The organism is Shimia biformata, assembly GCF_016888515.1.
GTDB classification, from domain to species: Bacteria; Pseudomonadota; Alphaproteobacteria; order Rhodobacterales; family Rhodobacteraceae; genus Shimia_A; species Shimia_A biformata.
This window is the reverse complement of the sequence record NZ_JAFEJK010000003.1, coordinates 247,519-264,427: the sequence shown is the minus strand read 5'-3', so window position 1 is coordinate 264,427 and position 16,909 is coordinate 247,519. Positions and strand designations below refer to the sequence as shown.

Annotated in this window: 17 protein-coding genes; 3 read left to right on the top strand and 14 right to left on the bottom strand. The window is 59.1% G+C overall.

Translation table 11 applies throughout. The features are described from left to right. Both JQ863_RS18335 and JQ863_RS18330 read right to left on the bottom strand, forming a co-directional pair. A partial coding sequence (locus JQ863_RS18335) for an ATP-binding cassette domain-containing protein (protein WP_204115515.1) occupies positions 1-185 on the bottom strand: 185 nt, incomplete at its 3' end. A 377-nt stretch (positions 186-562) separates the two neighbouring features. Next, complete coding sequence (locus tag JQ863_RS18330) at positions 563-895, bottom strand: winged helix-turn-helix transcriptional regulator (RefSeq protein ID WP_338055547.1); 333 nt, start codon at positions 893-895, stop codon at positions 563-565. Between the two features lie 183 nt (positions 896-1,078). On the opposite strand from JQ863_RS18330, the gene JQ863_RS18325 reads away from it, so the two are divergent. Together JQ863_RS18325 and JQ863_RS18320 are read left to right on the top strand one after the other, a co-directional pair. Continuing rightward, complete coding sequence (locus tag JQ863_RS18325; protein WP_204115781.1) at positions 1,079-1,687, top strand: NAD(P)H-dependent oxidoreductase; 609 nt, start codon at positions 1,079-1,081, stop codon at positions 1,685-1,687. Beyond that, positions 1,674-2,378 carry a glutathione S-transferase family protein gene (locus JQ863_RS18320; RefSeq protein WP_204115780.1) on the top strand — a complete coding sequence of 235 codons (705 nt, stop codon included), beginning with the start codon at positions 1,674-1,676 and terminating at the stop codon, positions 2,376-2,378. The genes JQ863_RS18325 and JQ863_RS18320 overlap by 14 nt, the downstream gene beginning before the upstream one ends. Before the next feature lie 93 nt (positions 2,379-2,471). Here JQ863_RS18320 and JQ863_RS18315 read toward each other — a convergent pair whose 3' ends face one another. The 6 genes from JQ863_RS18315 to JQ863_RS18290 form a co-directional block, all read right to left on the bottom strand. Then, the gene (locus JQ863_RS18315) at positions 2,472-3,158 is read right to left on the bottom strand and encodes a D-lyxose/D-mannose family sugar isomerase (RefSeq protein ID WP_204115779.1); all 687 of its coding nucleotides are present in this window, start codon (positions 3,156-3,158) and stop codon (positions 2,472-2,474) included. Further along, the gene (locus tag JQ863_RS18310; RefSeq protein ID WP_204115778.1) at positions 3,155-4,435 is read right to left on the bottom strand and encodes an amylo-alpha-1,6-glucosidase; all 1,281 of its coding nucleotides are present in this window, start codon (positions 4,433-4,435) and stop codon (positions 3,155-3,157) included. The genes JQ863_RS18315 and JQ863_RS18310 overlap by 4 nt, the downstream gene beginning before the upstream one ends. A 20-nt stretch (positions 4,436-4,455) precedes the next feature. After that, positions 4,456-5,496 carry an ABC transporter ATP-binding protein gene (locus JQ863_RS18305; RefSeq protein ID WP_204115777.1) on the bottom strand — a complete coding sequence of 347 codons (1,041 nt, stop codon included), beginning with the start codon at positions 5,494-5,496 and terminating at the stop codon, positions 4,456-4,458. 29 nt (positions 5,497-5,525) lie between these two features. Further along, positions 5,526-6,362, bottom strand: coding sequence for a carbohydrate ABC transporter permease (locus JQ863_RS18300; RefSeq protein ID WP_204115776.1), 837 nt, complete (start codon positions 6,360-6,362; stop codon positions 5,526-5,528). After that, the gene (locus JQ863_RS18295; RefSeq protein ID WP_204115775.1) at positions 6,359-7,204 is read right to left on the bottom strand and encodes a carbohydrate ABC transporter permease; all 846 of its coding nucleotides are present in this window, start codon (positions 7,202-7,204) and stop codon (positions 6,359-6,361) included. The genes JQ863_RS18300 and JQ863_RS18295 overlap by 4 nt, the downstream gene beginning before the upstream one ends. 125 nt (positions 7,205-7,329) lie before the next feature. Then, the gene (locus JQ863_RS18290; protein ID WP_338055546.1) at positions 7,330-8,538 is read right to left on the bottom strand and encodes an ABC transporter substrate-binding protein; all 1,209 of its coding nucleotides are present in this window, start codon (positions 8,536-8,538) and stop codon (positions 7,330-7,332) included. Positions 8,539-8,861: 323 nt separating this feature from the next. On the opposite strand from JQ863_RS18290, the gene JQ863_RS18285 reads away from it, so the two are divergent. Beyond that, on the top strand, positions 8,862-9,884 hold the full coding sequence (locus tag JQ863_RS18285) for a LacI family DNA-binding transcriptional regulator (RefSeq protein WP_204115773.1): 1,023 nt from the start codon (positions 8,862-8,864) through the stop codon (positions 9,882-9,884). Between the two features lie 574 nt (positions 9,885-10,458). Here JQ863_RS18285 and JQ863_RS18280 read toward each other — a convergent pair. Genes JQ863_RS18280 through JQ863_RS18255 form a run of 6 tightly spaced genes read right to left on the bottom strand, consistent with a single transcriptional unit; the run spans position 10,459 to position 16,356 of the window. After that, positions 10,459-10,830, bottom strand: a complete 372-nt coding sequence (locus JQ863_RS18280) for a Na+/H+ antiporter subunit G (RefSeq protein WP_204115772.1) — start codon at positions 10,828-10,830, stop codon at positions 10,459-10,461. Positions 10,831-10,842: 12 nt separating this feature from the next. Beyond that, the gene (locus JQ863_RS18275) at positions 10,843-11,112 is read right to left on the bottom strand and encodes a K+/H+ antiporter subunit F (RefSeq protein WP_204115771.1); all 270 of its coding nucleotides are present in this window, start codon (positions 11,110-11,112) and stop codon (positions 10,843-10,845) included. Further along, positions 11,109-11,600 (bottom strand): Na+/H+ antiporter subunit E, encoded by a 492-nt coding sequence (locus JQ863_RS18270; RefSeq protein ID WP_204115770.1) that lies wholly within the window; start codon positions 11,598-11,600, stop codon positions 11,109-11,111. Before JQ863_RS18270 ends, JQ863_RS18275 begins: the two co-directional genes overlap by 4 nt. Position 11,601: 1 nt before the next feature. After that, positions 11,602-13,137: a monovalent cation/H+ antiporter subunit D gene (locus tag JQ863_RS18265; protein ID WP_204115769.1), complete on the bottom strand. Its 1,536-nt coding sequence runs from the start codon at positions 13,135-13,137 to the stop codon at positions 11,602-11,604. After that, the gene (locus JQ863_RS18260; RefSeq protein ID WP_204115768.1) at positions 13,134-13,490 is read right to left on the bottom strand and encodes a Na+/H+ antiporter subunit C; all 357 of its coding nucleotides are present in this window, start codon (positions 13,488-13,490) and stop codon (positions 13,134-13,136) included. Before JQ863_RS18260 ends, JQ863_RS18265 begins: the two co-directional genes overlap by 4 nt. A gap of 1 nt (position 13,491) precedes the next feature. Next, positions 13,492-16,356, bottom strand: coding sequence for a monovalent cation/H+ antiporter subunit A (locus JQ863_RS18255; RefSeq protein WP_204115767.1), 2,865 nt, complete (start codon positions 16,354-16,356; stop codon positions 13,492-13,494). Positions 16,357-16,909: the final 553 nt, after the last annotated feature.

The window sequence follows — 16,909 nt, the reverse complement described above, 5'->3', positions numbered from 1 at the left end:
ATCAGAATGTCGCCCTCGCTGGCATCTTCCAGCCCGGCAATCATCCGCATCGTCGTGGTCTTGCCGCATCCCGAGGGGCCCAAAAGCACCAGGAACTCCTTGTCGGCAATGGTCAGGTCGAAGTTGTCGACCCCGACAAACGTCCCCCAGCGCTTGCCCACGTTACGCAGTTGAATTTCGGCCATGTATTCCCCCGAGCGGCTGATGAAGCCCTGTTTTGCATACGCTTGCAACAAGACTAGCCGTCGCTGCGTCAACTTGGCAAGAATTTTTTGCAAACGTATGCACTCATTTCCAACACCCCCCTACCTCCACATGAAAAAATCTCGCAAAAATGCATCTTTAGGCTAATTTTTTGTCTTTGAATGTTAGCGCAATCGAAAGTAGCAAAGGTGTCCCCACCCTCCCGAATCGCTTTTGATGCATCAGCTACCGGGAGCAAACGACGGCCAATTCACAAGGGCGCCAGGGTATGTCCGCGCACTTCGATCACCCAGGTTTGCCACGGTCAGGCGAACATGTAGTCGTCAAGGATCAGGCTGGTACTTCACCGGAGCAGAAATCAGCGATTTTCCTGCAACTCCGTCGGCAGGCTTTCGGTCCATTTGCGCAACTCGTTGAGAAAGCCCAGCGCGGTACGTCCGAATTCGGTGATCTCGTAATGCACCGTAACCGGCGAGGTATCCAAAACGCTGCGTGACACCAATCCCTGGGCCTCCAACTGCCGCAGGCGTTCGGTGATCATCTTTTTGCTCGCCCCGCCAACCATGCGGGCAAGGTCGTTGAACCGCACCGGACCGTCCTTGAGGTGCCACAGGATCGACCCAGTCCATTTGCCGCCGATGATCCGCATCCCGCGCTCAATTGAGCAGGGCTCCAGGCAGGCTTCGCTCACCCGGCGACGCCCCTTGTCGTCTTGTTCCACCCTTGCCCGCACTGCATGGCTCCTCTTCGCAGAAACCAGGTTACCAAAAGTATACTGGTTGCCTTTTGTTCATAGAGTACTCAAGTTCTCCGACACGCCGCCGCGAGTCAAGCGGCTCCACGAAACTTGAAAGACAGATGACCTGGAAAAGTGATGAGCAACATCCTGATTATCAACGGCACACAGCCCTATGAATTTGCCCCCGGTAAACTTAACGAAGCATTCACGACCCGCGCCCGTGACGCACTGACGGACATGGGACACGACGTGCGCCTGACCGTCGTGGCCGAAGGCTATGACGTCGAAACCGAAGTCGCGAACCACCAATGGGCCGGCGACATTATCCTGCAATTCCCGGTCAACTGGATGGGAGTTCCCTGGGCCTTCAAGAAATACATGGACGAGGTTTATACCGCCGGGATGGACGGGCGGCTGAGTGTCGGGGATGGCCGTACACAGGATGCCCCCAAGGTCAATTACGGCACCGGCGGCACGCTGGATGGCACTCGCTACATGATCTCGGCAACCTTCAACGCTCCGCGCGAAGCTTTTGACACCCCCTTGGAACCTTTCTTCCAAGGCGCCAGTGTCGACGATTTATTGCGCCCGATCCACCTGACCGCCCGCTTCCTGGGAATGAAGCCGCTGCCGACATTTGCGGCCTTCGACGTAATGAAAAACCCCGAGATCGAGGCCGATTTCGCCCGATTCGACGCCCATCTTGTTCAGCAATTCGCCGAGGCCCAGCATGTCGCAGCCTGATATCCTGCTCTATACCGCGAACACCATGAATGGCTGGAAGCCGCTGATTTTTCTGCACGAAGGCGAAATCGACTATGACATGGTGCCCATAAGCTTTGCCAAGAAAGAGCAAAAAGCGCCCGAGTATCTCAAGCTCAATCCAAATGGGCGGATTCCCACGATCGTCGACAGAGGCAACGGCGATTTCGCCGTATTCGAAAGCGGCGCGATCCTGTGGTATCTGGCCGAAAAATACGACATGTTCCTCAGCCATGATCCAAAGGAGCGTTCAGAAACCCTGCAATGGTTGATGTTCCAGATGGGCGGAATCGGGCCGATGATGGGCCAGGCGATGTTCTTTCAGCGTATCGCCAAGCCCAACGGCAACGATGTGCCCTATGCGATCAAGCGCTACGTCGATGAAAGCCGCCGATTGCTCGAAGTACTGGACACACGGCTAGCGGGGCGCGAGTGGCTGGTTGGCGATCAGATGTCGATTGCCGACATGGCGACCTATCCCTGGGCGCGCAGCTATTTCTGGGCCACTGTCAGCGTCGACGGGTTGCCCCACCTGCAAGCCTGGTTCGACAGGATCGACGCGCGGCCCAGGACACAGGCGGCACTGCAATTGCCCGAACCACGGCCATCGGCCTTTGGCAAAGGCGACATCGACGCCGCGGCCAAGGCAAACGCCGCGCGGTTCAAGGATTGACGCGCGGAGATTGATCCTGCGACGGAGGGCGCGTCGGGCGCCCTCCTGACGGCCGCACGCCGTTTTCGGGTAGGCGACAGGCAACAGCAGAAGTCATCCCAGCCACGCAAGATAGTCGCTGACCAGGAGGTGCGTGGGTTCAGCGTCTTCTTCCACCTGAGCAAAACGACCTATGGGTTCACGAAAGACGTTGTCGGTTTCGTCATCATTCACGGTCGAGACTTCACCGATCAGAACGTCCCCTCCGTCACCCCAGAAGGCATGCCAGTCTCCTGGCATCAGCGTGACGCTTTCCCCCGGCGCCAGACGCAGCTTTTCTCCCGCGGCAAAATCACGGCGCAGCCCGTCACACCAGACGGTGCCCCCACGGTCTCCGTCAAAAGAACCCTCATCGTCAGAGCCAAACAACTCGACAACAAGCGTCGCGCCCCCACGGTTGATAATGTCTTCCGCCTTGATCTTGTGAGTGTGGCACGGCGACAGTTGATCCTGCTTCGAGATCAGCAGCTTTTCCGCATAGCACATCCCCCGCCCGCGCGTCAGATCGGATAGCCTGCCGTTGCGCAGGGTGAACAGGAACAGACCCATCTGATCGAACGCTCCTGCGCCGTAGTCGGTGATGTCCCAACCGCACCGGGCGTCGATAACACCGCGCGCGACATTCCTGCGGGCACGGAAATCATCCGGTGACCAATAGGCAAATGGCGGCAAAGTAAATCCATGGCTGCGGATCATTTCATCAGCTTCGGCCATGATTTCGTTGATCCGGGAACGTTTCATTTCTGCTCCATCCCCAGACCGACCAGAATTTCGATGACCATCGCGGCAGTCCACGTGAAAGTTGCACCGCCGCAGGGTTCGGCGGTCATGGGGTCATAGTATTCGGCAAAGCCGGCCTTCCCGATCAGGTCGAGGCTGCTTTGGTCAATCTGCTCGGCTAGGTCGGACAAACCACCCTGGCGCAGGCCATCCGCGATCATGAAGTTCACGATCAGCCAGATCGGCCCCCGCCAATATCGAAGGCCGTCAAACCTCGGGTCGGCCGGGTCGTGACTGGGCACAAGGTAACGGGTCCGATTGGCCAATTCACTTATCCGGCGCGCGATGGCGGCTTTGCGCGGTTGCGGGATCGGAGCGAAGGCGGCAAGAAGCCCCGCCACGGACGCGCTGTCCACCGCTGCACCAGCGACCCGGTCAAAGCAGCGGTACTGCCCCAGACCTTCGTCCCACAACTGCTCCAATGCAGCGACACCGCTTTCGACCCGGGCTCGCGAAGCCGCCGCTATTGCGTTTTCACCAAGTTGTTCAGCCAGGTCCGCAAGGTCGTTGCACGACCGAAGCAGGATGCCATTGAATCCGGGGTCAACCAGCTGGAAAGGCGATGCATCATGCAGCTTGTCATTGTCCCAGCCAAGAGACCTGAACCTCTGCACCAGCCAGACATAGCGCTCGTATTGTGCCTGTGTCGGGCGGTGGTCAGGATTGGCGTGCTGCGTGTCACGGCGAACAAATGGCAAAACGCCCTCCGTAGGCACTCGCTTGAACGCCTCGTCCCAGTCGATCGAATTGTCCCGGCCAGATTCCCACGGGTGAATGATAGCGACAAGCCCCGTGCCCTCTGGGTCACGACAGCGATAGAACCATTCGTGCCATGCTTGGATCTTGGGCAAGAGCAAGCGGGCCTTTTCCTCGGCCAGCGCTTTGTTCTTGGCGCGCGCGGCCAGTCGCGCGACCGAAAACCCCGCGACGGGCGGCTGCGTGATACCCGAAGTTGGAACCGGCCTTCCGGTGGCCCAGATTTCAGGGCCGGGAAAATACCCGTCATCTTCCTTGTGGAAGATGATATGCGGGACCATCCCGTCATCCCATTGGTGTGCAAACAGCGTCTCGATTTCGCGCCAGGCGCGGCCCTCGTCGAACTGGCTTTGCCCCAGCGCCGTCAGGCAACTGTCCCAATTCCATTGAAAGGGATAAAGGCCATGCGTCGGAACGGTGTAGTCGCCCAAGTCATTCTGCCGCAATATTTCGACGGCACGATTGATGATGTTCTCTGACATCTTCGATCTCCGGGAGGTTGTCAGGCAACGGCCTTGGTCGTTTCGGGGTCGAACCAACGCACCCGGTCAGGCTGCGGCGCAAGGATCAGCTTGTCGCCGGACCGGATCGCAAGGTCGCTGTCCAGCACGGCGCGGAACATTTCACCCTCGATATCACAGGTGACCAGAAGATGCGCGCCAAGCGGCTCGACGATTCTTGCAACCGCGGTTAGCCCTGTCTCGGCCGGGCGCACGTCCTCTGGCCGCACTGCGAACCTCAGGGCCCGGTCCACTTGCGGCCCCTCGATCACCTGCCCCGCAACGTGCCACTGCCCGCTGCCAGCGGGTGCGGCGGGTAGGAAATTCATCGGCGGGTTACCGATGAACCCGGCGACGAACTCGGCGGCAGGGTTGCGATATACCTCGATCGGAGACGCCGCCTGCACGATCTCGCCTTTGTGCATCACACTGATCCGGTCGGCCATTGACATGGCTTCGACCTGATCGTGAGTCACATAGATTGCCGTCGTGTTGCTTTCGGCCAAAACACCCTTGAGTTCTGCGCGCATCTCCATGCGCAGCAGCGCATCCAGGTTCGAAAGCGGTTCATCCATCAGGATCACGTCCGGCTCCATCGCAAGCGCGCGGGCCACGGCAACCCGCTGACGCTGACCGCCGGACAATTCTCCTGAATACCGCTGGAGAAGCTGGTCGATGTGCATCAGGCCGGCGGTGCGCTCGACCCGTCGTGTGACCTCATCGTCAGGCAGTTTCTTCATGCGCAGCCCGAAAGCGATATTCTCGAAGACCGTGAGGTGGGGAAAGACCGCGTAGTTCTGGAACACCATCGAGATCCCCCTGTCCTTGGGCGGCAGGTGGTCAACACGCTTACCTCCGATCCAGACTTCGCCTTCGGTCGCGGTTTCCAGACCGCAGATGATCCGCAGAAGCGTGGACTTTCCACAACCCGAAGCGCCCAGCAGAACCATGAACTCCTGATCCTCGATGGTCAGGTTGATATCCTGCAACGCCTGGTATTCGCCAAACCGCTTTGCGACGTTCTTGATTTCGATGACAGCCATTTTTCTGGCTCCTTTTCCTGCAACCGCATTCAGCGATTGGCGATACCCCACATGGCAAACAGGTATTTGCGCACGGCGAAGATGAAGACGAGTGCCGGCACGACGAGGATGAAGCCTCCGGCGAACTTCAGGTGAAGCGGGGATTCCGACAAGGTCTGCAGCAGAAACGCCGTCAGCGTCCGGTTCTCGATCGTCAGAACAGCGGCTGCAAAAACCTCATTCCAGCTGATGACAAAGGCAAAGATCGCCGACGCGGTAATCCCCGGAAGGATCAACGGCAGGACAACCTTGGTGAAGGCAGTCAACCGGGTGCAACCCAGCGTCCACGCGGCTTCCTCCAACTCAAGCGGGATGCCGGAAAACAGGGAAAACGTGATCAATACGGCAAACGGGACGGCCAGGGTGGTATGCACAAGGGCCAGACCGAAGGCGGTATCGTCCAACCCAGTCCGAATGAACAGTACCGCCAGTGGAAGCGCCAGAAGCGGCAACGGAAACGCCCGGGTCAGTAGGATCAGCAGTCGGAACACTTCCTTGCCGCGAAACTCAAACCGTGACAGCGCATATCCCGCAGGCGCGCCGATCAGGATCGACAGAACCATGGTGATGGCCGCCACGATGATGGAGTTCTTCAACGCCACCAGCATGCCCGAGAAGCCCGCAAAAAACTCGAGCGAGCCAAGGTCGAACCCGGGCAGGAACGACTTGGGAAAACTATTCACCGCCTCGGGTGAAGACAGGGTGTTGACCAGTAGAAGGTAAAGCGGGATCAGCACCCAGGCGCACAGCAGGACAACGCCAGAGACATAGACAAACCGCCCGGCCTTGTTGGTGGAATGCCCGGAAACAGAAGCTGCATCACTCATATCGTTGCCCCCTTCGGCACACGCAGGGCGCGCAGGATGACAAGAGTGAAGCTGATCGAGATCGCAAGGACGATCAGAGCCAGCGCCGCCGCGGTTCCGCCATTCTGCAGGTTGAACTGGTTCTCATAGATCTGCTCCATCAGGACCGGGAAAATCGACCCGCCCAGCGCTGCTACGACCGCGAATACCTCGAATGCCAAGACAACACGCAGGATCAGCGCGGTCTGCAAGGATGGGCGCAACAGCGGCAGGGTGATCTTGACAAACCGTTTCCAGGGCGACGCGCCAAAGACTTCCGCGGCCTCGTAATACTCTTTCGGTATCAGTCCGATCCCAGCGACAATGATGACCAGCATGATTGCGGTCGCCCGCCAGATCTCGGCCAACATGATCGCGATGAAGACAACCGTCATGTTCTGGTAGGACAGGAAAGACGCCGGTTGGTCGACAACGCCAAGCCCATAAAGCATCGAATTCAGGAAACCTGACTGTTCAAAGATCGCCAGCCAGATGATCCCGGCGGCAAGGTCCGAAATCCCCAGCGGGATCGTCCAGACATAAAGCACGAGGTCGCGCCCCCGCTTCATGTTGTTGACCATCGTCGCCATAAGCAGGGACAACGCCAGCTGAACGGGCACAACGGCCAAGGCCAGAAGGAATGTGTTGCGGAGCGAAATTGGGAATTTCCAATAGCTTACGACTTCACGGAAGTTGTCCATCGTGAACCCGTTGCCAGTTGTGAACGCCTGCTGCGCCACAAGGAAAAACGGGTAGAGGAAGAAGACGCACAGAAACAATGTCACCGGCGCAATCAACACATATGGCAGAACCCGAGCGTTCATGGGAAAGCTCCTCGGCTAGGTTGGACGGGCTGGACCGCAACCGGCCCCTTGCGCCACACATGGTAGGTGGCGTGGTGTTCGGGCCGGTTCTGCGGCCCGAACAAATTGGTCCACCGGTGCTTCGGTTACTCGACCGGGCACGCACCGTCCGAGGGCGCATCCGGTGCCCAGCAGGGCGCACCGGTGTCGTCCATGATCTTGGCCAGTGCCCGTTTCTGGTCCGCCAGAACACGGTCGATGGGCTGACCGGCAAGAACGATACGTTCAAAAGTGTCGACGAACACACGGTTGAAGTCACCCCCCTTTGACCCAAGGCCAGCCGGCAACAGGCCGGGGTTGGCGTCCGGCGATGCGCTCATCTTGGCTACCGCGTCGCCCGCCGCGCGCACAGCCGGCGGCAGGTCGTCAGGCAGATCGACGTCGACGACAGGGAAGAAACTTGTCGCGCGCAGGGTCGCGAGCTGGGTCTCGGGTTTCAACAGGTACTTGACCAGTGCCATCGCCGCGTCCTTGTCGGGCGCGGTTTCCGGGATGGCGACACCTGCCAGAACCGGCATGAAGCCGCGACCGGTCGGGCCCGCCGGGGCGGGGAATGCAACAAAGTCATCCGGGCGCTCATTGAACGCCTGCGCCAACCGCGAAGTATGGTCGAACACGATCCACGCGTCACCTGACAACAGCTGCTCCTGCAAGAAGTTGTAGTTGGTCGATGCGGGGTTGGTATGCGCCCAAAGTTCCTTGAACTTCTCCCATGCGGTCACGGCCTCGGGCGAAGCAAATGTGCGCACCACGCCGTTGGTATAGGACGGATAGAGATACCCCTGGAAGAAGCGGTGTTTCAGCCCCTTCGGACCGGCGGGAAAACCGAACTTCGGTTGACCAACGGCCTCATGCACATTGGCGGTCCATTGGATCAATTCATCATAGGACAGCGCATCAATATTGGCGCCTTCCGGCAGGTATTGCAGCGCTTCCTTGTTGGCCGCCATGATATAGCTGGCCTGCATCCAGGGAACGTATTGCATGCTGTCAGTGCCCAGCTTTGCAAGGTTGTTGAACGTCTCGCTCGACGACATCACACCCAGGCCATCCAGGTCCATCAATGTGTCCGCATCCAGCGACGAAAAGTCCCCATGCAGAGAGCCCAGCACGCCAATCGAACCAGAGCCAGCCTCGATTTCCGCCTTGAAACGGGTCAGCCATGGCCCCGCCTCATTGGGTTGATAGTCCACACCAGGACCAAAACCGCCCAACACCTCGACCCGCATGGCCTGTGCCTCCTCGGCTGGCCGCGCCTGGGTCGACCAGAACAACACCTCTGCTTGAACAGCCACCGCCGACGTCAAGACCGCAACACCGGTCATTGCTCCAGCCAACTTTGTTTTGAACGACATCATTTCCTCCAAATCTGCATTTGGCCGGATCTCCGACCTTCCTCCCGCAACGGTGCACGACCCCACTCGGCACAAAATGGCCAAAAACAGGCAGAATCGGCCCGCGATGCGGAAACCATGATATATCGTTATACCTCAAGTCAAACTTTATTTTCATACGTGTGCAATTGAACATGTGGCACTATTTGCCAAAACGTTTGATTTTTTGTGCAAAATTGGTGAAAAGATAGGATGGAACCATATCGACAACGAACCGAGGATTGATGGAGCAGAAACCGAAACTCGCGGATGTCGCCCGGGCTGCGAATGTTTCCACCGCTACCGCCAGCCAGGTTCTACGCGGCACCGGACGGATATCCGAGGTCACCCGCAAGCGTGTCCTCTCGGCTGCAAAGAAGCTCAACTACGTCCGCGATGGCCGGGCCGCCTCAATGCGCTCGGGCGAAAACCGTGAGATCGGATTTGCAGTCCACAAGATTTCAAACCCGTTCAACGCCGAAGTCATCAGCGGTGTGTCAGACCTTCTTGAAACCGAAGGATACCTTGTGTCCGTGCTGGACAGCAACGACGACGCCAACCGGCAACGCAGGAACCTTGAGGCGTTCATTCAATCCTCGCGCGGCGGACTTCTCTGGGTTCCCGCAGAAGAAACCGACGACGCCACCTATGACTTGCTTAAAGCTCACGGCATGCCGGCAGTCACGTTCCTGCGGCGATCAGGAAAAGGCCGCTTCGATCACGTTGGAATTGAAAACGCGGCCGCCACTGAAAAGGCCACGCGCTACCTCGCCGACCTCGGCCACCGCCATATTGCCTATCTGGGCGGCACGGCAGGTTTCGGGGTTCGCGTCGAGCGGATCGAGGGCTGTCGGAAGGCACTGTCTGAGCTGGGATTGCCGGATCTTGTCGTCTGGAATTGCCCGGACGAAAAGACGTCAGGGCTGGTCGAAATATCAAAACTGCTTTCCGCACACCCCGAAGTGACCGGCGTGATATGCAATGGCGACATGGTCGCCATTGGCGCGTGTTCCGGACTGACCCGGATGGGGCTTTCGCCGGGCAAGGACATTTCGGTCGTGGGCTTCGATGATGTTCAGGATGCCGCGATTGCGACCCCGCCCCTGACAACCCTCGCCGTATCGCCCTATCAGCTTGGACGGAAACTCGCCCGGGTGGTCCTGGAACGGATTACCGCGCCGGACATGCCCACAGCAGTTTCACTCGTCCCCGCCGAACTGGTGATAAGAGAAACTACCGGGCCCGCCCCCGAACGCCGCCGCGAGTAGCCACATTTGTACAACACGTGCGGACCACCTTGCCGCCCCCAAAAAGCGCGCCACGACAGGCTGGACAGACCACCACCCACCAACCTGGGGGCCAGCCCGACAAAGGCAGGCAGCATTTTGCGTCCTGCCAATCCAGATTTTCGCTGAAACAGAAATTGACTTGGGGATGTCGGTGCTGTCAGGCGGATCCGACCTCGTCTCAGCCAGGACAGATCCAATGTCACCTAATACCCCGCAGAGACCAGGCATTTGGTCACGAGCGGCAGCGCGGTTCAGTTTGAATGACCTGGTATAGAGACTCCGCTCCGATTTGAAGGCGCTGAGAACCGAGGCTTGGACAGGGGCGAGCTTTGACAAACTGCGCAATCACCCGCAGCGATGTATCGGCCTTTCGCGTCGCAGGAATGGCACGCCACGAACAATCTCCCAACGCCCGTTTCCCGTGGCCTGTGTTGCCATTTCCGTCAAGAACATCTCATCCACATGCGACTTCCAAATGGAGAGGGAACGCCGCAAGCTGACGCAGGCAGGGTCAAATCGCCGGCTGCTGCACCAGGCGCGTTGATACCTTGCCCTACTCTTCGGTCAGCGTCGGCGGATCGTCATAGACCGACCAGCCATAATCCGAGCGCGACTCGGGCAAAGTGTCTTTGCTCAGGTTGCGAATGATGAAGGTCTTGGCGATAAAGTTTGCAGTGATCGGGGCGGTCAGGAACAGGAACAGCGTGATCAGCAATTCGTGGATCGACAGGTTACCCTTGATCAGGAAGAAGAAAAGCATCGAGGCAATCAGCACACAGCCGATCCCCAGTGTGGTGGCCTTGGTCGGCCCGTGGAGGCGCTGCATGGTTTCACGCAGTTTGAGCAGGCCATAAGAGCCAACCAGCCCGAACACCCCACCGAAGACAATGAAGATCGCGATCAAGACTTCTGAAACGGTTGCCACGACAGATCCCCCTTACTCGATAATGTCGCCGCGCAGCACGAAGCGGCAATAGGCGACGGTAGAGACAAACCCGACCATGGCCACCAGCAGGGCGGCCTCGAAATACATCGCGGTGCCTTCAAGGATGCCATAAAGTACCAACAGCGCGATCACGTTGATCACCATCGTGTCCAGGGCCAGGATGCGGTCTGCAGAGTCAGGACCCACGAGAAGACGCCACATACAGATCAGCAAGCCAAGGCCGAAACAGGCGAAAGCGAAATACAAGGCGGCGGTGATCATTCGAATACCTCCTTCAGGGGCTGTTCATAGCGCCGTTTGATCTCGGCGACCGTGCCTTCAAGATCCTCGGTGTGCAGGCAATGCACCAGGATCGAACGTGCATCAGCCGAAAGCATCGCCGACAAGGTGCCGGGGGTCATGGTGATGGTCCCGGCCAGCACCGTGATTGCCTCGGGCGATGTCAATTCCAGAGGGACCACGACCCAGTGAGAGCGGAAATCCTCGTTGCGCTTGAACGCGATCATCAAGGCAACTTGCACATTCGCCACCACGATGTCCCAGAGCACGACAAGTACATAGCGAATCGCGACCATAGGACGCCGCAATGTCGGCCGGTTGGGCCAGTAAGGCGCGGTGACCATTGGCACGACCCATCCAAGGATCGCGCCCAGAAGAACGTTGCCGGGTGTGACCTTGTTGACGAGGCCAAGCCAGACAAGCGTCAAAGCGATACTCAGAAACGGGTGCGGGATAAGTCTGCGGATCATCTCACTCCTCCCCCGCGGTGCCCAGTACCGCGCTGACATAGCCATCGCGGTCGAACAGTTGCGCCGTGGTCTGGTCCAGGTATTGCGTCAATGGCCCGGCCAGAACGGTCACCGTCGCCAGAACGCCTATGGCAACCATCACCGGGGCCACTTCAGCGACACCGGCCGCCGGCGGGACCTCGGGCAAGGGATCGTCCGGCCCGGCCTCCTCAGGAACCACCGAAACCGACTTCCAGAACAGCTGACTGCCGGCGCGGGCAAACCCGACGATGGTCATGAGCGAGCCGATCAGGATCGCTGTCCACACCCAGGCCATGATTTCGGGAGCGCGCAGCGCATCAAGCACCAGAAGTTTGCCAAGGAAACCACTGAGCGGCGGCATCCCCGCCATCGCGATGGCGGCAGCAAAGAACAGCGCAGCAAAAAGGCCATTCTGCTGGGTGGCTGCCTGCACAGCAAGACTGTCGCTTTTGCGCCGCGCAACAACCATATCCGCCACGAGGAACAGAACGGCTGCCGCAAAGGTGGAATGGATGAGATAGTAGAGCGCCGCCGTTGTCGCCTGTGGTGTGAACGCCGAAATCGCGGCCATGAGCGTACCCATCGAGCCAAGAACCGAGAAGGCGATCAGGGGCATCAGGCGGCGGGCACCGAGGACACCAATCGCGCCGACAGCAATGGTCACGATGGCAGCGGGGAACAACCAAGTCTGCGCCAGACCGTCCGTCGCCTCGACGCCGGGGCCGAACACGACGGTATGCACCCGCAGGATCGCATAGGCACCGACCTTTGTCATAATCGCAAACAGGGCCGCCACAGGGGCCGGGGCATTGGCATAGGTGCCGGGCAGCCAGAACTGCAACGGAAACAGCGCCGCCTTGAGCGCAAAGACGATCATCAGAAGCATCGCCGCCACCCGCACCAATGCGGCGTCCTCGGCGGGATAGGCCTGAAGTTTCTGCGCCAGGTCAGCGATATTGAGCGTGCCGGTGGTGGCATAAAGCACCCCGAGCGCAAAAAGGAACAGGGTCGATCCGGCCAGGTTGATGATCACATATTGCAACCCGGCCCGCATCCGCTCGCGCCCGCCGGAATGGATCATCAGTCCGTAAGACGCGATCAGCAGAATCTCGAAGAACACAAACAGGTTGAAGATGTCGCCGGTCAGGAAGGCGCCGACGATCCCCATCAGCTGAAACTGGAAAAGCGCGTGGAAATGGCGCCCGCGCGCGTCCCATCCGGTTGCGACTGCATAGAGCAGCACGATCAAGGCCAGCACACTGGTCAGCAGAACCATCATTGCCGACAGACGGTCCAGCACCAGGACGATGCCAAACGGGGCGGGCCAGTCGCCCAGATAATACGCCTGCGGATCGCCCGCCGACATGACGAACAGCCCAATCGCGATGGCAAAAAGCGCGACGGTGCCAAAGATAGAGGCCGTCCGCGCCAGCACGATGTCGTGGCGCATGACAAAACCGATGACAGGGGCAAGAAGCGCCGGCAGGACGACGGGCGCGATGATCCAATGATTCATGTCGCGTCGCCCTCCCCGACCATGTCGTCGCCATCCATGTCGATCCGGTCATCATCTGACTCCAGGTAGGCGCCAAGCGCCACCATCACCAGAACTGCCGTCATCCCGAAAGAAATCACGATGGCGGTCAGCACAAGCGCCTGCGGCAGCGGGTCAGTATAGCCGCCATTGCCGTATTTCGACAGGATCGGCGGCATGTCCACTGCCAGCCGCCCGGAAGCAAAGAGAAAGACGTTCACCGCATAAGACAACAGCGCAAGGCCCAGAATGCTGGCAAAGGCGCGCAAGCGCAGGATCAGATAGATTCCCGCAGCCGTCAGCGCGCCCACGGAACTGGCGACAATGAATTCCATCTCAGCTCTCCTTCTCTGCCGCCTGCACGGGGTCGGACGGGTCATAGTCCATCGGCTCGGTATTCACGGTTTCACCGGCATAACGGGCAATGCGCGACAGCGAATAGAGCATCAGCATCACAGCTCCAAGCACCGCAAGGAACACGCCAAGATCGAACAGGAACGCGGTGCCGATGCCGAATTTCTCGATCGGGGCAACCTCGATGTAACCGTAAAGGCTCGTAAGGAATGGCGAGGCATAAAGCCAGGCGGCCGCGCCGGTCAGACCCGCCAGCACCACGCCCCACCCGATCAGCGAGTGGTACTCGATCCGCTGCCGGTCCTGGGTCCAGGCAAAGCCTGAGGCCATGTATTGCATCAACAACGCGATCGACACGACCAGACCGGCGACAAAACCGCCCCCCGGCTGGTTATGGCCACGCAGGAAGATATAGGCCCCGACCATCAGCGCCACCGGCATCATCACCCGCGTCGCGATCACGACCATCAGAGGGTGGCGATCCCGCGATCGATCAGCGGAATAGTCTGTCCGGCGCAGCTTGCGAGAAGCCGGACCGTTCAGAAGCGCTTCCATGATCGCAAAGATGATCAGGCCGGCAATCCCCAGCACGATGATCTCGCCATAGGTGTCGTAGCCCCGGAAATCGACAAGGATCACGTTGACGACATTGGTGCCGCCGCCGCCCTCATAGGAATTGTCGAGGTGGTATTGCGAAATCGTCGAAGTGTCGCGCAGCATGAAGGCATAGGCCAGCGCACCTACACCGCCACCAGCCGCCAGCGCAATTGCCCCGTCGCGGATCCGGCGGGTGGCGCTGCTTTCTATTGGCGAAGATTTGGGCATGTAGTGCAGTGCCAGCAGCAAAAGCATGATCGTCACTGTCTCGACCGAAATCTGGGTCAGCGCGAGGTCCGGCGCTGACAGATAGACAAACCCGACCGAAATCGTGAGGCCGATCACCCCAAGGACAACCAGAGCCCGGAACCGTTCGCGGTGCATCAGCACAACCGACGCGGTCGCCGCCATCAGGAGGATCCAGATCACAAAGACCAGGGGGGGGATCGGTAGAAGTGCGCGTGTCTCTGCAGGCATGGCCGCCCCGCGCCAGGCGATATAGCCAAGCGCCGTGGTCGCGACGACAAAGATCGCCAGATAGCGCGACATGGCGCCATCATGCGTCGCGTCGGAAATCCGGCGCGACAGGTTTACCAGCGCCGCAATCAAACGGTCGAAGATGACCTTGGCCTCGGGACGCGGCGCGCTGGCCCAGATCCGGTCAAGCGGCACATGCAACATCAACAGGATCAGACCACCAACCGTCGCGATAACTGACATGAACAAGGCGGGTGTGAACCCGTGCCAGATCTTGAGATGGAAATAGGGAAGCTCCCCCCCGGTGACAGCACCAGCCGCAGTTTTGACCAGCGGCTCAACCACATGTGGCAAAAGCCCGATCAACACGACAAGGCCAACCAACAGCGCCGGGGCAGCCCACAGGCCAAATGGCGGATCATGGGGTTTATGCGGGTAGTCCTCACGCACCGGACCAAGGAAAACATGCGCCACAAAGCGGAAGGAATAGGCCACCGACAACAAGGCCCCTACCGTTGCTAGAACCGGCAGGGCAAGGTGGCTGCCGGCCCATGTCGTGTGCGCCGCCTCTTCCAGCATCATTTCTTTTGACAGAAACCCGTTCAAAAGCGGAATGCCCGCCATCGACAACGCTGCAAGCGTTCCGATCACAAAGGTGATCGGCATCAGGGTGCGCAGACCGCCGAGCCGCTTGATGTCGCGGGTGTGGGCCTCGTGATCGACAATGCCGGCGGTCATGAACAGCGCCGCCTTGAAGGTGAGGTGGTTGATGATGTGGAACACCGCCACAACTGCCGCCATCGGGGTACCAAATCCAAGGAGCATGGTCAGAAGTCCAAGGTGGCTGACCGTAGAATAGGCCAGAAGCGCTTTGAGGTCGTCCTTGAACAGCGCAATCAGCGCGCCGGTCACCATCGTGATCAGGCCAATCGTTGCGACAATGTAGAACCACGCATCGGTGCCCGCCAGAGCAGGCCACATCCGCGCCATCAGGAAGACGCCCGCTTTGACCATGGTGGCCGAGTGCAGATAGGCCGACACCGGCGTCGGCGCGGCCATCGCATGTGGCAACCAGAAATGGAACGGGAACTGCGCCGATTTGGTGAATGCTCCCAGAAGGATCAGGATCAGCGCCGGGAGATACCAGTCGGACGCCTTGATCAAATCGCCTGCCGCAAGGATATCCGTCAGGTTGTAGCTGCCGACGATATTGCCAAGGATCAACATGCCCCCGATCATCGCCAGCCCGCCCGCACCGGTCACGGCCAGCGCCATGCGCGCACCCTGCCGCCCTTCAGGCAGATGTTTCCAATAACCGATCAACAGGAAGGAGCTGAGCGAGGTCAGCTCCCAGAAAATCAACAAAAGCAATATGTTGTCCGACAGGACAATGCCCAGCATTGCCCCCTGAAACAACAGCAGGTAGGTATAGAACTGCCCCATCGGGTCCTCACCCGAAAGGTAGAACCGCGCGTAGAGCGTGATCAACAGGCCAACGCCCAGGATCATCGAGGCGAAAAGAAACCCAAGCCCGTCAAGGAAAAACGCCGCCGAGAGACCCAGCTGCGGCAGCCAGTCGACCTCTGCCACATACACCTGGCCCGCAAATACGCCAGGCGCCTTGGTCAGAAGCATGACAAGCGCCAAAGCCGTCGGAACCGCCGTGAATGCAGCGCAGGCATTGCGGCCCGCACGGATCATGACCCCCGGAACAAGCGCCCCCAAGAATGGCAGCAACGCGATAATGATGAGCGAATTGTCGTCTACGGTCACTGACCTACCTGTCCCATAGTTAAAGGTATCTGAAACCTGGCCCTATCAGCCCTTCACCTGCAGATATGGCAACCGGGTGCCTAAATCAATCTTGGCACATGCGAAACTGCTTTAGGCAAAACAACTTTTCTGCCCGGAGGCTTCCCCGACAGGCAAAACCTGGATTGATGGGGCACGGACCGTCCAGTTCAGATCAAGTGCGCCCTTGGGTGCTGACAGACAGATTTGAACCCGTCTCAGCCTGGGTAGGATATTGCCGTTTGTTCAGCCAGCAACCTGTTTCCGACCGACCGCAGCACCACATCGATTTCGTTGGAAAATTCAATACGGGCTCATGTAGCAGATCCCCGACACCCCGGAACGGCAGAGAAAACCGCATGTACATAATCACCGCCAAGCGGATGATTTCGGGACTAGTCTCGAAATAGCAAAATGTAGAACTTTTGAATATAGCCGGGGCGCGATGTCGGGACCCTTTAGGCTCAGGACTCATAGCCAGTAAATGACGAGGACTGCCAACGCGATTGCCGACAGGAAGACCTTTGGGCACCTG

Bases quoted from the DNA above. Each gene is read 5' to 3' on its own strand.
- JQ863_RS18325 (WP_204115781.1), top strand. From the start codon at position 1,079: ATGAGCAACATCCTGATTATCAACGGCACACAGCCCTATGAATTTGCC.
- JQ863_RS18260 (WP_204115768.1), bottom strand. From the start codon at position 13,490: ATGGAATTCATTGTCGCCAGTTCCGTGGGCGCGCTGACGGCTGCGGGA.
- JQ863_RS18295 (WP_204115775.1), bottom strand. From the start codon at position 7,204: ATGAACGCTCGGGTTCTGCCATATGTGTTGATTGCGCCGGTGACATTG.
- JQ863_RS18265 (WP_204115769.1), bottom strand. From the start codon at position 13,137: ATGAATCATTGGATCATCGCGCCCGTCGTCCTGCCGGCGCTTCTTGCC.
- JQ863_RS18300 (WP_204115776.1), bottom strand. From the start codon at position 6,362: ATGAGTGATGCAGCTTCTGTTTCCGGGCATTCCACCAACAAGGCCGGG.
- JQ863_RS18305 (WP_204115777.1), bottom strand. From the start codon at position 5,496: ATGGCTGTCATCGAAATCAAGAACGTCGCAAAGCGGTTTGGCGAATAC.
- JQ863_RS18315 (WP_204115779.1), bottom strand. From the start codon at position 3,158: ATGAAACGTTCCCGGATCAACGAAATCATGGCCGAAGCTGATGAAATG.
- JQ863_RS18285 (WP_204115773.1), top strand. From the start codon at position 8,862: ATGGAGCAGAAACCGAAACTCGCGGATGTCGCCCGGGCTGCGAATGTT.
- JQ863_RS18310 (WP_204115778.1), bottom strand. From the start codon at position 4,435: ATGTCAGAGAACATCATCAATCGTGCCGTCGAAATATTGCGGCAGAAT.
- JQ863_RS18275 (WP_204115771.1), bottom strand. From the start codon at position 11,112: ATGATCACCGCCGCCTTGTATTTCGCTTTCGCCTGTTTCGGCCTTGGC.
- JQ863_RS18270 (WP_204115770.1), bottom strand. From the start codon at position 11,600: ATGATCCGCAGACTTATCCCGCACCCGTTTCTGAGTATCGCTTTGACG.
- JQ863_RS18320 (WP_204115780.1), top strand. From the start codon at position 1,674: ATGTCGCAGCCTGATATCCTGCTCTATACCGCGAACACCATGAATGGC.